This is a genomic window from Trueperella bialowiezensis, from assembly GCF_900637955.1.
GTDB lineage: Bacteria > Actinomycetota > Actinomycetes > Actinomycetales > Actinomycetaceae > Trueperella > Trueperella bialowiezensis.
This window is the reverse complement of sequence record NZ_LR134476.1, coordinates 1-13,852: the sequence shown is the minus strand read 5'-3', so window position 1 is coordinate 13,852 and position 13,852 is coordinate 1. Positions and strand designations below refer to the sequence as shown.

General features: G+C 58.8%; 14 protein-coding genes. All 14 read right to left on the bottom strand.

Annotated elements, in window-relative coordinates; genetic code table 11:
- The gene (gene sufB / locus EL234_RS00065) at nt 1–1,440 is read right to left on the bottom strand and encodes a Fe-S cluster assembly protein SufB (protein WP_126415556.1); all 1,440 of its coding nucleotides are present in this window, start codon (nt 1,438–1,440) and stop codon (nt 1–3) included.
- Nucleotides 1,440–2,183 carry a helix-turn-helix transcriptional regulator gene (locus EL234_RS00060; RefSeq protein ID WP_126415555.1) on the bottom strand — a complete coding sequence of 248 codons (744 nt, stop codon included), beginning with the start codon at nt 2,181–2,183 and terminating at the stop codon, nt 1,440–1,442. Before EL234_RS00060 ends, sufB begins: the two co-directional genes overlap by 1 nt.
- 83 nt (nt 2,184–2,266) lie before the next feature.
- The gene (locus EL234_RS00055; RefSeq protein WP_126415554.1) at nt 2,267–2,899 is read right to left on the bottom strand and encodes an NUDIX domain-containing protein; all 633 of its coding nucleotides are present in this window, start codon (nt 2,897–2,899) and stop codon (nt 2,267–2,269) included.
- Nucleotides 2,896–4,488, bottom strand: a complete 1,593-nt coding sequence (gene murJ, locus EL234_RS00050; protein WP_126415553.1) for a murein biosynthesis integral membrane protein MurJ — start codon at nt 4,486–4,488, stop codon at nt 2,896–2,898. The genes EL234_RS00055 and murJ overlap by 4 nt, the downstream gene beginning before the upstream one ends.
- A gap of 11 nt (nt 4,489–4,499) precedes the next feature.
- Nucleotides 4,500–5,294, bottom strand: coding sequence for a hypothetical protein (locus EL234_RS00045; protein WP_126415552.1), 795 nt, complete (start codon nt 5,292–5,294; stop codon nt 4,500–4,502).
- Nucleotides 5,291–6,310: a copper transporter gene (locus EL234_RS00040; protein WP_164712247.1), complete on the bottom strand. Its 1,020-nt coding sequence runs from the start codon at nt 6,308–6,310 to the stop codon at nt 5,291–5,293. Before EL234_RS00040 ends, EL234_RS00045 begins: the two co-directional genes overlap by 4 nt.
- A 9-nt stretch (nt 6,311–6,319) precedes the next feature.
- Complete coding sequence (gene steA / locus EL234_RS00035) at nt 6,320–7,489, bottom strand: putative cytokinetic ring protein SteA (RefSeq protein ID WP_126415550.1); 1,170 nt, start codon at nt 7,487–7,489, stop codon at nt 6,320–6,322.
- 7 nt (nt 7,490–7,496) lie between these two features.
- On the bottom strand, nt 7,497–9,194 hold the full coding sequence (gene recN, locus EL234_RS00030; RefSeq protein WP_126415549.1) for a DNA repair protein RecN: 1,698 nt from the start codon (nt 9,192–9,194) through the stop codon (nt 7,497–7,499).
- On the bottom strand, nt 9,191–10,027 hold the full coding sequence (locus tag EL234_RS00025) for an NAD kinase (protein WP_126415548.1): 837 nt from the start codon (nt 10,025–10,027) through the stop codon (nt 9,191–9,193). Before EL234_RS00025 ends, recN begins: the two co-directional genes overlap by 4 nt.
- Nucleotides 10,024–10,860 (bottom strand): TlyA family RNA methyltransferase, encoded by an 837-nt coding sequence (locus EL234_RS00020; RefSeq protein WP_126415547.1) that lies wholly within the window; start codon nt 10,858–10,860, stop codon nt 10,024–10,026. The genes EL234_RS00025 and EL234_RS00020 overlap by 4 nt, the downstream gene beginning before the upstream one ends.
- Nucleotides 10,860–11,024 carry a hypothetical protein gene (locus tag EL234_RS09280; protein ID WP_164712245.1) on the bottom strand — a complete coding sequence of 55 codons (165 nt, stop codon included), beginning with the start codon at nt 11,022–11,024 and terminating at the stop codon, nt 10,860–10,862. The genes EL234_RS00020 and EL234_RS09280 overlap by 1 nt, the downstream gene beginning before the upstream one ends.
- Nucleotides 11,017–12,057: an HAD-IIA family hydrolase gene (locus EL234_RS00015; protein ID WP_241969020.1), complete on the bottom strand. Its 1,041-nt coding sequence runs from the start codon at nt 12,055–12,057 to the stop codon at nt 11,017–11,019. Before EL234_RS00015 ends, EL234_RS09280 begins: the two co-directional genes overlap by 8 nt.
- Nucleotides 12,054–12,998, bottom strand: a complete 945-nt coding sequence (locus EL234_RS00010; RefSeq protein WP_126415546.1) for a hypothetical protein — start codon at nt 12,996–12,998, stop codon at nt 12,054–12,056. The genes EL234_RS00015 and EL234_RS00010 overlap by 4 nt, the downstream gene beginning before the upstream one ends.
- Nucleotides 12,999–13,108: 110 nt before the next feature.
- Nucleotides 13,109–13,810, bottom strand: coding sequence for a hypothetical protein (locus EL234_RS00005; RefSeq protein WP_126415545.1), 702 nt, complete (start codon nt 13,808–13,810; stop codon nt 13,109–13,111).
- Nucleotides 13,811–13,852 lie beyond the last annotated feature (42 nt).

Genomic DNA, 13,852 nt, shown 5'->3' with positions numbered 1-13,852 from the left:
TCAGCCGACTGCTCCTTCCATCTGGAGTCCAATGAGGCGGTTAAGTTCGAGCGCGTATTCCATCGGCAGCTCGCGCGCGATCGGCTCAACGAATCCGCGCACGATCATCGCGTATGCTTCGGCCTCATCAATACCGCGGCTCATCAGGTAGAACAGCTGATCCGCTGACACCTTCGACACCGTGGCCTCGTGGCCCATTTCAGCATCGCCCACCCGCACGTCCACATACGGGTACGTGTCCGAACGTGAAATCTGGTCCACCAACAGTGCATCACACAGCACTGAAGACTTAGCCCTCTTAGCATTCTCGTTGACTTGGACGAGCCCACGATAGGCCGAGCGGCCACCGCCACGTGCCACGGACTTGGCAACAATATTCGAATGCGTGTTAGGAGCGTTGTGAATCATCTTCGCGCCAGTCTCTTGGTGCTGGTCGGCTCCCGCGAAAGCAATCGACAGGGTTTCTCCGCGAGCGTGCTCACCCTGCAAGTAGACGGCAGGGTATTTCATGGTGACCTTCGAACCGATGTTGCCATCGATCCACTCCATGAGACCGCCTTCTTCAACCATTGCGCGCTTGGTGACGAGGTTGTAGACGTTCTTCGACCAATTCTGAATGGTCGTATACCGAACCTTCGCATCCTTCTTGACGAAGATCTCGACGTTTGCTGCGTGCAGCGAATCCGACGAGTAAATCGGGGCTGTACAACCTTCAACGTAGTGCACCGATGATCCTTCATCGGCGATGATCAAGGTGCGTTCGAACTGGCCCATGTTTTCCGTGTTGATCCGGAAGTACGCCTGAAGTGGGATCTCCACGTGGACGCCCGGTGGCACGTAGACAAACGAACCACCCGACCACACGGCCGTGTTCAAGGATGCAAACTTGTTATCGCCCAGCGGGATTGCCGTACCGAAGTACTCTTTGACGATGTCCGGGTGCTCCTTAAGCCCCGTGTCCATGTCAAGGAAAATCACGCCTTGAGCTTCCAGATCTTCGCGGATCTGGTGGTAGACCACTTCGGATTCGTACTGTGCAGCCACACCCGCAACAAGGCGCTGCTTTTCAGCTTCGGGAATGCCGAGCTTATCGTACGTATTCCGGATGTCTTCTGGCAGATCTTCCCACGACGTGGCAACACGTTCAGTGGAGCGCACGAAGTACTTAATGTTGTCGAAATCAATCTCCGACAGATCGGCACCCCACGTGGGAACCGGCCGACGTTCAAAGAGCTTGAGAGCCTTCAAACGCTTTTCCAGCATCCACTCTGGTTCTTCCTTGAGCGCAGATATTCTGCGCACAACATCTTCGTTCAAACCCCGTTCGGCCTTATCAGCTTCCGGGTTAACATCATGCCACCCGTACTGGTAATTGCCGATCTTGGCAATCGTTTCTTCCTGGGTCAAACCTTCGTTTGTACCCGGTGCGACTTGGGTCATCAGTTTCCTTCCGAGACGCCGCCCGAAGGCGGTGTTGTAGAATCACGCTTCGCTGAGCGTGCGCTTTGACGCGAACGAGCTCGCAAGTTTCGTGGGATTCCCAGTGGAATGTTCGTTGTGCACACGTGACCCCCACTGGCGATTGTCGAAAGACGCTGAATCGGGACTCCCAGGAGGCGGGCGAACGCCTCCGTCTCTGCCTCACACAAAAGCGGAAATTCTTCCGCCACTTCGTGAACGGGGCAGTGACCCTGACAGATCTGAACGGACAACGCGTTTGGCCCCCCGCGACGCAAGGTTGCCACGTAGCCGTCTCTGCTCAACGCATCAGTAAGTGCCGCAGCTCGTTCAGCCGGTGTTGAACCGGCGTCATTGAGGATCTCACTGTATCGCTTTTCCAGCGACTTTGCGCGAGCGGTGATGAACTGTTCGAGCCCTTCATCTCCCAGCGAATCTTGGACGAACGCGAGAGCGTTCGATGCGAGGTCAGAATAGCCTTGGCCGAGTTGACCTTGGCCTTCTGCTGTGGCGACGTATTGACGCGATGGCCGCCCGCGCCGCACAGGCCCTTTCTTGGGGCCGTCGTACTCTTCGATAAACTTGTCATCGACGAGCACGCCTAAGTGCCGGCGCACTGCCGCTGGCGTGAGCACGAGAATCTTCGCGAGTTCGCCTGCCGTGATCGGACCTCGCTCCACAATTAGCCGCAGAATTTGTTCGTACGTACCCTCGTCATTACTCACTCACATCACCTCCTGCATTAAGCAACATCTTTGTTGCTTTATTCCAGATTAGCAAGTTGAGGCGTGCGGCGTGGCGAGTGTGATTAGTCGGTCAGAACAATCTCGTCAAACTTGTCTAAGCCGCGAGATAGTGCCACATTCGCCGCAAGAATTCCGGCTACGAGGGTGGGGCTCGATAGGTTACCAGCGAACACGGCGTCGGTCACCTCACTGAGCCCGAACCACGTGACGACGATCTCGGCCTCTTCCGCCTCGCGCGTAAAATCACGTGCCGGAGCTTCCTCGATGTCGAACGCGAGATAAATCGCGAGGTCTTCATTCGACACCCCGGGGGACGTCACGAAGTTGACCATCCGGTACCAGCGCCGAGCGGACAGATCGGTTTCTTCCCGCAGTTCACGCGCGGCCGTGTTGACTTCCGATTCACCCGCCTCATCGCAGAGGCCGGCCGGAATCTCCCACATGATCCGGCGCGGCGAATGTCGATACTGCTGGATGAGCAGCACATCCCACTGCTCGCCGTCGCGCTCAGATGGGCGTAGGGCGACGATCGCGACGGCGTCGTCGTGATCCATCCACTGGCGCCGAACGACGTCTCCGGAGGCAAACTCGATCTCGTCGTCGAAAATGGTGAAGATCGGCCCGCGGAAACGTTCCTGGCGGTCGGTAAGTTTCACGTGGTCAGGGGCATAAACGTCCCGTAATTCTTCGTTCACGTACCCATATTATCCGATTCGCCGGGCTGTTTGCGTGACGCGTCCGCCAGTGCTTGCCGATCCGCTATGGCTAGCGCCCCTATCCCTGCCCCAATGAGAATGACGGCTCCGATCGCGCTGGCAACAAACGCGCTGATGATTGACAGGTTTCCGGCGTTCACGACGGCGTTAACGACGTGCCATGCCAGCAGGCTGGCTAATGCAAGGACGATACCGACGACGGCGATGAGCCGGACCAAGCCTGCGCTCGCCCCCGTGCCTAGTTCGCGGCGGATCATCATGACCATGGCGAGCGCACCAAGGCTCAGGCCAATAGACATTGCCCCGCCGATCGCCTGCAATACAGGTACCCTGCCGGCCACGCCGCCTGCCGCCGCTGCAATGAGGCAGAGCACGACGGTTCCCCACGCTATCGTGTTCGAGGCGATCACTCGCCCGGCAGCGTTGCGGGCATACAGTACGCGTGCGCCATGGTAGATCACGCTGAAACCGAGTAGTCCGGGGGCCATTGCTTGCAGAGCACTTTCCAGCCCCGCGATGTCTCTGCCCATGTCGATAACGATCTTCGCCGGGATGGCCAACACGAAAAGCAGCGCCCCGCCAATCATGCCCATCGTGACAACGAGCCGTAGTGATCGGGCCGTCAAATCGATCTGTTCATCACCTGTGGCTGCTGAAATCCGTGGGAACGTGACGGTTGCGATGGGAACAGCGAGCACGGCGTAGGGAACCATAAACACCGCGTACGCGTAGTTAAACGCCGTATAGGTGCCAGTGCCGCCCTGGGCATTCGCAAAAATCATGATCGCCACAATGGCAATCTGCTGGGCAAGCAAGGCTGCCAGGCCAGCACCACCAAGGCGTAAAGTCAGCTTGGCTGCTCCGGGTGGAAACTTCACTGTTGGGCGGAGGTGCGCATACCTTCCCGCGAGCACAAGCTGTGGCAACGCGAACAGGATGACCCCCGACGTCGTGCCCACACCAAGTAGCGCAAGTTCGCCCCAGCCGATGGTTGCCGGATCAGCAAAAGGATCGGCGATCGATGAATAGGCGATGAATGTAGCTGTGACGGCCAGCGACGACAGCAATGGGGACAGCGCCGGCAACACGAAATGGTCATTACTATGTAAAATTCCGGTCGCGACCACCGACAGCCCATACAGCGGGATCTGCACGGCAAACATTCGCAAGAGCGTGGCCGCCGCGTTCACCGTGCCCGCGTGAGCAGTCGGCAACAAAAAGGACATGATCGGACTCGCGAATACGACGACGACCACACACAGCGGCACGCCGACCAGGCTGATCCACGTGATAAGCGCAGAGGCTGCCGCATCTGCGTCTTTCGACTGCCCGCGTGCCAGGTAGCGCGCCAGGATCGGGATCACCGCCCCTGACAGCGCGCCGCCAGCAGCCACTTCAAATAGAACGTTGGGAACGGTATTTGCCGTATCGTAGGCGGTTGCCATTAACCCGTCTGATAGCGCCCACGATTGCGCGAGTTTTCGCACCAAGCCCATGAGACGTGACAAGAGAGTAAGAATGGCGACGACGCCGGCAGCACCGGCAAAGCCTTTCCACACTTTAGCCATTGGACGTGCCCTCAGCTCGCCCGGCCAAGCCGATCAAACCATCGAAGTACCGGGGTCTCGTCAATCACGCGAGAAAAGGAGACTTTCTCGGATGCCGCATTCAACCCTGTGAGTGTAGCTGCCACACACACTTTAACTGCCGGTGGGTAGGTGGCCAGATGAGTTCCGAGGAACGCGCCAAGAGTGTTCGCACCCAGATCTCCCAGCATCGTGTCCCTGCGTAAATCGCTTTCCAGACCACCAGCGGCCGCGCCCACGACGATCTGGGCCGGGATTGATCCCGCGATGGCTGGTCCTGCGGCTGCAAGTATGACTGCTTTTCGTGCGCGGCCCGGGCGTACGTCTAGCAGGTTCACGAGGTTGGCGGACAGTGCGATAATCACCGTGTCGAGCCCGGTTTCAGCCAAGGTGCGTAACAAGCCGCCATCTCGTGCCCTGCCCAACATGATGGCCGCACCCAACGCACCCGTACCGGTTGCCACGATCTTGACCAGCCCGGATGTCGGCTGCCCATCGCAGGCAGAACTCACATGCCCGCGAAATCCTTTCGCCGTCGCAGGAAATGCCTCTTCCCAATGATCGTCCACGTAGCCGCCGAGAGCGGCGCCGACGCTCGCCACGCACGCGGCCTTGTTCGCATCCTTGCCTGCGATCACACTGCCCGCGATCAGACCAACGGCCGCATCAATCCCGCCGGTCAACGACGTACTTTTGCCAGCGAAATTCTTTCGTTGCCAGCTAGGCAGCTCGGGCATCGATCGGCTGGCAATCCGCGCACCAACCCAGGCAGAGATGGCAGCAATCACGGCGCCTCATCTGCCGGCGGCGCGCCGTCCCCCTCGGCCGGGGCTTCCTCAGCCGGAGCTTCCGCTTGGGCAGGTTCGGCAACCTTCTTCGCCTCTACTCGTGCACCGAGAGTCCGCTGCGTCCCCTCGTCAACACCCAAATGGACGTGACCATCCGTGAGCTCGGTTGCAACCGCAATTGGCACATTGATCTGACCGAGCACGAGGTTGAGCGAATCTGCCGTCGACACAGCCGTACCGCCCCGCCGAAGCGCACTGACGACGTCGTGGTCTGTCTTTGCCGGACCGGCCACAACTGTTGCACCTCGCTCGGCGAAATCTGTGGCAAGGGCGACGAACGTCGTTGTCGTATATTCAGTTTGCGCACGCGCATCCGCATCCGCGTCATGTGCTGGCTCAGCGAATTCGGGGCTGAGGATAACGACGGCGTCAGCCGGCTGAGCCATATCAACAGTGGTAATCATCGGGGTGGCTGTACCAGTCATCAAACCAGCAAGCGTGCCGTGAGCGCCCAGGCCATCACGAACGAGCGTGTTAAGGGCGAGCGCTAGCACCCGGTTCGCATCCGCATCGTCCGGCAGATCAGGAACGTACGCCTTCAACTGGTCGGCAAAAGTTGTGCGGAAAGAATTCTGGTCGGCGGCCGTCCACGAGTCGTTAATCAGCGTATGGCCCGTGATAGTAGCACCCGCTGCTTCGAGGCGAGACTTCACCGCCGTGATCTCCGCTTCAGGAACGCCAGGCAACGCCACGACTCCCACGGCCTGGCCTTCCAACGTGGCGCCCAACAGCTCGGGCGCAGCCTCTTCGAAAGCCTGCTCCTGCCGGGCGAGTGCCTCGCGCACCTCAGAGTTATCCGCCTTGAGCTTTTCGTTTGTTGCTCGCAGATCAGAAACCTGGCTTTGCAGCACGTTACCAATCGAATTCTGCAACGGCCCAGCACCCAAAATGATTCCGATCGCAAGAGCGAAAAACACGGAAATCAGCGAAACTAAGTGATACCTAAAATCAACCACGATTACACCTTAGAACAAGTTCTTAACCCACAAAACGAAATCAGACCACCACACGCTCAGCAAATCGAACGTAATCCTGCCCACTTCCGTTGCTGAAATTGCCGCACATACACCGCTCAGCCCGGCAATGAGAAGAAACGCTATCTGCCAGTTCGAAATGCGAGAACGGTACAGGCGCGAAACCCCGCGGGCGTCCACAAGCTTCGAGCCCACTTTTAGCCGGGTGAGGAACGTGGAGGCCATCCCCCGCCGGCCCTTATCCAAGAAATCGACGAGATTTGAATGCGTTCCGACTGCCACGATCAGTTCCGCGCCCTTACTATCGGCGAGCAGCATGGCGATGTCCTCAGACGTTCCCGTGGCAGGAAAAACTTTGTGCTCCACGCCGAGATCCTCAACCCGTTTACGGCCGGGCGCACTGCCATCACGGTAGGCGTGCACAACAACTTCCGCGCCGCCGCGCAAGGTCTCATCTGACACCGAATCCATGTCACCAATAATCATGTCCGGTTTATGGCCCGCTTCAATAATCGCATCTGCGCCGCCATCAACCCCAACCATGATCGGTTTATATTCCCGAATATAGGGGCGTAGCGCTTGCAGGTCTTCTTTGTATTGATGTCCGCGTACCACGATCAACACGTGCCGGCCGTCAAATTCGGTGGCAACATCGGGAAATCCAGCACCATCAAGGATGAGTTCCTGTTCCTTTTCCAGGTACTGCATCGTGTTGTTCGCAAACGCTTTCAGCTGGACTGTCATCCCCGCCTTAGCGGCCACGAGGTTCTCGGCTGTCGTCTGCTCGGTCTGCCACGTGCCATGACTGATCAACGTCTGCCCGCGATAGACCTCACCGGCGGGCGTGACGCTCAGCTTTTGGCCTTCCCGGATATCCATAATTCCCGATCCGAGATTGTCGATAAGCGGGATACCGGCGTCAACAAGAATCTGTGGACCCAAATTCGGATAGCGGCCCGAGGTTGATTGCGCAGCGTTCAACACGGCAGCAGGCCGAATCTCCACGATCGATTCAGCTGCCACCCGGTCGATATCTTCATGGTCGATCACGGCAATCTCACCCGGCCGCAGCCTCTTGACAAGATTCTTCGTGCGTGAATCTACCCGAGCTCGTCCAGCGATCTCACCCGGTGTTGATTGATCTTGGCGTCCAATTACCATGCAAACATCATGGCACAACTGCACTGCGAATTAGTTCAGCCGCGTGCATGCGTGCCGTATCAGATTCCTCGTGCCCGGAGAGCATCCGCGCAAGTTCGCCCACCCGGGCCTCACCTTCGACTGCTATAACATCCGTAGCAGTTGTTGAGGCCTGATTCTTTTTCGTGACGACGACGTGTTGGTTCGCGTAGGCCGCAACCTGTGCGAGGTGGGTGACGGTGAGGACCTGACTAGAACGAGCGACTCGAGCTAGCCGTTCACCAACGGAAAGCGCGGTTTTTCCGCCAATTCCGGCATCGACCTCATCGAAGATGAACGTGTGGTCCGCGCTCGCTTTGGCACTCAGCGCACTTTCGAGGGCAAGCATGATGCGGGACATTTCGCCACCCGACGCCGTCGTGGCAAGAGGCAGATCGGGCGCGCCTTTATGAGGTGAAAGAAGGAAAGTAATCTCATCACTGCCGTGGCTGAAAGGCTGTGCGAGCTCGTCCACTGCAACAGAAAATGTGGCCTCTTTCATAGCCAAACTGTGCAGTTCTTTTGTCACGAGACTGCCGAGTCTCTGGGCTGCCTCACGCCGGCAGGCCCTCAGCTCCGCTGCACAGCTAGCAAGTTCACTGCGGGCACTATCCGCACGTTCTTCCAACGTAGCTAGGTGATCCATCGGCGATTCCAGCGTGGAAAGACGCTGGTCAGCTGCGTTGCGCTGGCGAATAATCTCGTCAAGAGGCATACCAAGATCGCGTTGCAACGATCGCAGCTGTGCCCGCCGCTCGTGAATCGTGTTGAGCTCCTCAGGATCCGCTGCTAATTCGCGGAATTTGATTCCTAGCTCATTGACAACATCCGATGCGATGAGGGCCGCGTCTCTGACCTGCTCGGCAAGACCGCTCATGTCCGCATCGGCACTTTCCAGTTGCCGTAACGCACGCTCGGCTGAATCAAGCGCAACGAGAGCCCCCGCATCCGCCTCTACGCCTTCGAGAGCAGTAAGAGCAACGGACATGGATGCCCGCACATCTTCCACGTTCTCCAACACGAGAGCGCGGGCCTTCAGCTCCTCGTCTTCTCCAATCTCGGGCTTGACCTCGTCTACTCGCTTGACGAGAGCTTCCAATGCTAAACGTTCCGCGGCCGCTTGCTGCATTCCAGCGCGGAACTCATCGAGTTCACGTTCTGCTTCTTTCGTGGCGTTCCACGCGGCGTCGTAATGCGCACGTGCTTGAGCCACCTTGTCCCCACCAAATGAGTCCAATGCTTCACGCTGCTGCGCTGCCGACCGTAATTTGAGCTGATCTGCCTGCCCGTGAACCGTGACCAGATGCTCGGCAATATCTGCCAACACGGCCAACGGCACCGCGCGCCCGCCCACGTAGGCACGCGATCTGCCTCGCGCCAGAACATGCCGGGCAACAAGAATGATCGCCTGCTCGCCGTCATCATCAACAGCGCCACCAGCCTGCTCAACGATGCCAACCACCTGGGAGTCTTTACGTACAACAAACGTGCCTTCGACGACGGCGCGCTCGGCGCCCTGCCGCACACGCGAGGAATCTGCCCGCTCTCCCATGAGCAACAGCAGCGAAGTGAGAGCCATGGTTTTACCGGCACCGGTCTCCCCGGTGATTGCCGTCATGCCGGGCCCGAAAGTGACCTGGGCTGATTCAATCACGCCCAGGTTGGTGATCCGCAGTTCCTCGATCACTCAGCTATCCCCCGCCGCCAGCCTTCAACCGGCAGATGGAATTTCTTCACAAGACGGCCAGAAAACGGCGTGTCGTTCAGCCGTGCCAAACGCACCGGGTGCTTCCCCTTGACAGCGGTAATACGCGAGCCTTCCGGAGCTTCCACCTGCCTGCGCCCATCGAGCCAGACCACGGCGTCGTCGGAACGAATACCAACCTCCAGTGTTGAATCTTTACTGACCACCAGCGGGCGAGCGAACAGCGCGTGTGCCGCGATCGGAGTAAGAAGTAAGGCTTCGACGTCGGGCCACACAACCGGTCCGCCAGCCGAAAAACTGTAAGCCGTGGAACCCGTGGGAGTCGATAGCAAAATCGCGTCCGCTTTAAACGATGACAGGCCAAGCCCATCAACACCTATGTCCGTTTCAATCATCCGTGCGCCAGCACCCTTTTCAATCGACGCCTCATTCAACGCCCAGCCGGTTTCCGACGTCCCATCAGGCCTGGTCACCGTCACGTCAATTGTGAGCCGCGAATCGACCGTCCACTTACCCTCAACAATCGCGTTGACGACATCAAGGAGCGACGCCGGTTCTGCTTCCGCAAGAAAACCAACATGACCAAAATTAATCCCCAAAATCGGGGTTTCATACGGCATCGCAATCTGTGCGGCCTTCAAGATCGTGCCGTCGCCACCGATCACCAAAATCAGATCAGTGCCGCGAAGATCGGACTCGGGGGTAACGTAAAACGCTTCTGAACCTGCAGCACGCAGACGATCGAACGCGATCTGCGCCGACGTGGTGGCGTCCTCGCGCGTTTCGTGTATGAGAATACCTACCCGAACACTCACTGTGTCTCCTTTACCCGGCGACCTGCAGGACCTTCCTCCACCGCCTGCTCAATAGCGGCATTGAGGCTATCTCCCAGATCGTTCCCACCCGCAACCAGGTGTACGAAATATTCTACATTTCCGGCCGGACCAGGAAGAGGTGAAGGCGCGACAGCCTGCACTGCCAAACCCGCATCACGGGCAGCTAACGCTACGCGGCGAACCGTTTCCACGTGATCACGCGGATCGCGAACAACCCCGCCCGATCCGAGCTTGTCTTTACCGATCTCAAACTGCGGCTTCACCATTAACAAGAAATGGGCCGCCGGCGCAGCCACGCGCGCAAGAGCTGGAATGACCAGCGTGAGCGAAATAAACGACAGATCGCCAACGATCAAATCCGGAGCGTACGGCAACATGTCAGCGGTCAAGTTGCGCACGTTCGTGCGTTCCATGACGACGACGCGCGGATCTTCCCGAAGCCGCCACGCAAGCTGCCCGTATCCGACGTCAGCCGCAATCACCTTGGTAGCTCCGCGGCGTAGCAGCACGTCCGTGAAACCACCGGTGGAAGCTCCTGCATCGAGAGCGTGCGCACCCTTAATTACCGGTGCGTCAGCACCAAGATAGTCGAGTGCACCAATAAGCTTATGAGCGCCGCGCGACGCGTAGTCGTCCCGTTCACCTTCGGTAACAACCAACGCATCCGCCGGGTCCATTTGCCGCGCAGGTTTTGCCACCACCATGCCGTTGACCAGCACCCGGCCACTGTGAATCAAGTCCGCAGCTTCAGCCCGCGATCTGGCAAGCTTGCGCCGAACGAGCTCAGCATCAACTCGAATGAGCTTGGCCATTATGCTTGCGCGCGCCCAAGCCGGATGGTCAATTCCTGGTGCACCTTTTCGAGGTTGGCGATCTGCTCGCCGCGCTCGTGCTGGCCGAGTTCGCCGAGTACCTGGGTCACGTTAATCCGTTCATGTGACCCGCCCGGCTTAGGCGTTGCCTTCGGCTCAGCCATTCTCACGCACCACTGTGAACTCGGGAAGCCAAGCAAGCTCATCGCGCGAGGTGCCCGAATCAATCGCATCCCACACCGTTGCGACTAGCGCCCGGTATGCGTTCAAGCCGATCTGCGACGTCGTCAACTCACTTCCGTTGACTGTGATCACGCCGGATCCCAGGCTCACCCGTGCCTCACCGCACGTCCACTCCGAGCCGTCACGGGTGATCGCAGGGATCGCAATGTTGAGATCGAGCATGTCAATCCCAAGGAAGGTTGGCCTCTCATGGTCGGGGGCCAGCATGACGTCGCGTGCCGTGTTCACGCCGGTCAGCACGTGTAGCACTGGCAACTCAGCGGCGTTCGCCCCTGCGATGTCCGTATCGAGGCGATCACCAACACAGATCGGATTACGCGCACCCTTTTCTTTCATGGCCAAGCGATACATGTCTGGAGCCGGTTTGCCCGACGCGATCGGCCTCACGCCCGTCGCATGCACAACCGCTTCCACCATCGATCCACACCCGAGGTACTGGCCGCGCTCCAGCGGTAACGTGGCGTCAAGATTAGTCGCAAAATAGACGGCGCCCTGCCGTATCGCCAACGCGGCTTCGGACAGTTCACGCCATCCAAGATCCTTCGTCAGGCCCTGCAAAACGGCATCAGGCTTATCGTCGGCGGACGTCACCACCTCGAGGTCTGTTTGCTCGAGCTCGTAGAACAGGCCCTCAGTGCCAAGCGCAAGCACTTTTGCCCCGTTTGGGAAGCGTTCCAGCACTTGAGCTACAGCCGTTCGCGACGACGTGTAAATCTCGCTCTCTTCCGCGTCGACTCCCACACTTGCCAACTTTGCGGCCACACTGCGCGGCGCTGCCATCGAATTGTTGGTGAGGAAAGCTTTCTTATTTCCGTTAGCTTCCGCCTCTCGGATCCCTTCGGGCACATTCTCAATCGGCGAAGATCCCCGATAGCACACGCCGTCGAGATCCAAGAAAATATAGTCGCTAGTTTCGCTGAGTGGGCGATCAGCCTGTCCGAGTTTTCGCGTCACTTTTCCTCATCCGTATCGAAGTCGTCACCAAGTTCAGCGTCGAGATCGTCTAACTCCGCTGGATGAGCAGCAGGTTCGCCGGCTGCGTCATCGGTATCTACCGTATCAGCACCTTCCTGCTGGTCAACAGGCTCGTCGGTCACCGGTTCCGAATCGTTGGTGTCTGATTCTTCGATGTCCTCAGCACGTGAATCATCAACATTCTCGGCCGCCGGTTCGTCGACATCGTCTTGCTCGTTGAGGTCGAGGTCAAGGTCCTCTTCCAGCTCGTTCGCAAGCTCTTGCTCGTCTAGCTCGGGAAGGGCTGCTTCGTCTTCCGCTGTGATCACGACGTCGTCGTCATCTGGCACATCGAAGGCTCCAGTTTCTTCCGGAAGGTCGTCGAGGACGTCGTCGAGATCGACCATCATGTCCTCGCCTTGGTCTTCGTAGTAATCCTGCCATTCCTCACGCAACTGTGTCGCTTCTTCAGAGCGTCCAAGCTCATCCAGCCTGTCTGCTTTAATGAGCTGGACGCGCGCTGCGAGTTCTTTGGGCAGGTTGTCAACCAGGATCTTTTCGAGCACGCTAAGGCCACCTTCAGAATCACCGGTTTCAGCCCGAGCTCCCGACGTCACGAGCGCAAGCTCAACTTGAGATTGCGCGTTAAGCCGCTTAAGCGGGATCCCTTCGATGAATCGGAGAGCTTTTTCTGGCCTGCCGAGCCCTCGTTCCGCGTCCGCTTCGAGCGGGACGTGCCGGTAGTCGTCGCTCATTCGGCGATACGTGCGCAGCTCACGCAGCGCCTCAGAGTAGCGTTCGGTTGCGTATGCCGTCAGACCAAGTGCTTCCCTGACGATGTCAATCCGTGCCGCTTTCTTGTATGCCGCTCGTGCATGCGTATAGGCGGCTTCCGGATCGATATGTATTAACTCGCCCGCATACACGAGGTGCCGGGCCACGAGATCAGCATTCTCTTTGCTCAGGGAACGCAGTTGGCGGCGAGCAGATTTGTCGAGGTCATCCGCACTGATCGATTCCGGAATCTCCGGCTCCCTGTACTGGTCTGCCCTCAGGCTGTCTTCACGGAAACCATTGCTGGCGAAGTCACCGCCGAATCCGGCGTCGTCGGCCCTGTTGCGGTGATCAGGTTGGCGATCACGGTTGTCGCCCCGCCTCTCGTCGCGATCCCAGCCGCCACGGCGGCGCTGTTCACGCCAGTCATCCGAACGATCAAAACGATCCTGGCGCCGATCATCGCGGTTACCACGACGACGATCATCACGATCCCGGCGATTATCCCGGCGATCATCACGCCAACCTCTGCGGTCATCACAGCGATCATCACGGCGGTCTCCACTTTCCCAGCGGTTATCCCGCCGCCGACCATCCCGCTCCCAGCCGCCACCGCGGCGATCATCACGGTCCCAGGCACCTCGACGTCGGCTATCACGCCGATCATCGCGGTATCCGTCGCGATCCCAACTTCCACGACGACGCTGCTCACGCCGATCATCGCGGCGGTCGAACCGATCCTGGCGCCGACCATCACGATCCCAGCGATTGTCACTACGGTCATCGCGCCAGCCTCGCCGGTCCTCACGGCGATCATCACGACGCTGGTTATCACGGTCCCAACCGCCACTACGCCTACCGCCACGGTTATCGCGATCCCAACGATTATCCCGCCGCCCGTCGCGATTCCAGCCGCCGCGATGGTCATCACGGCGACCATCACGATCCCAGCCGCCGCGATTCTGCTCGCGTTTTCCACCGCGTCCCTTTGCTGCGGGTGTCCACCCAGAGGATTTCCCAT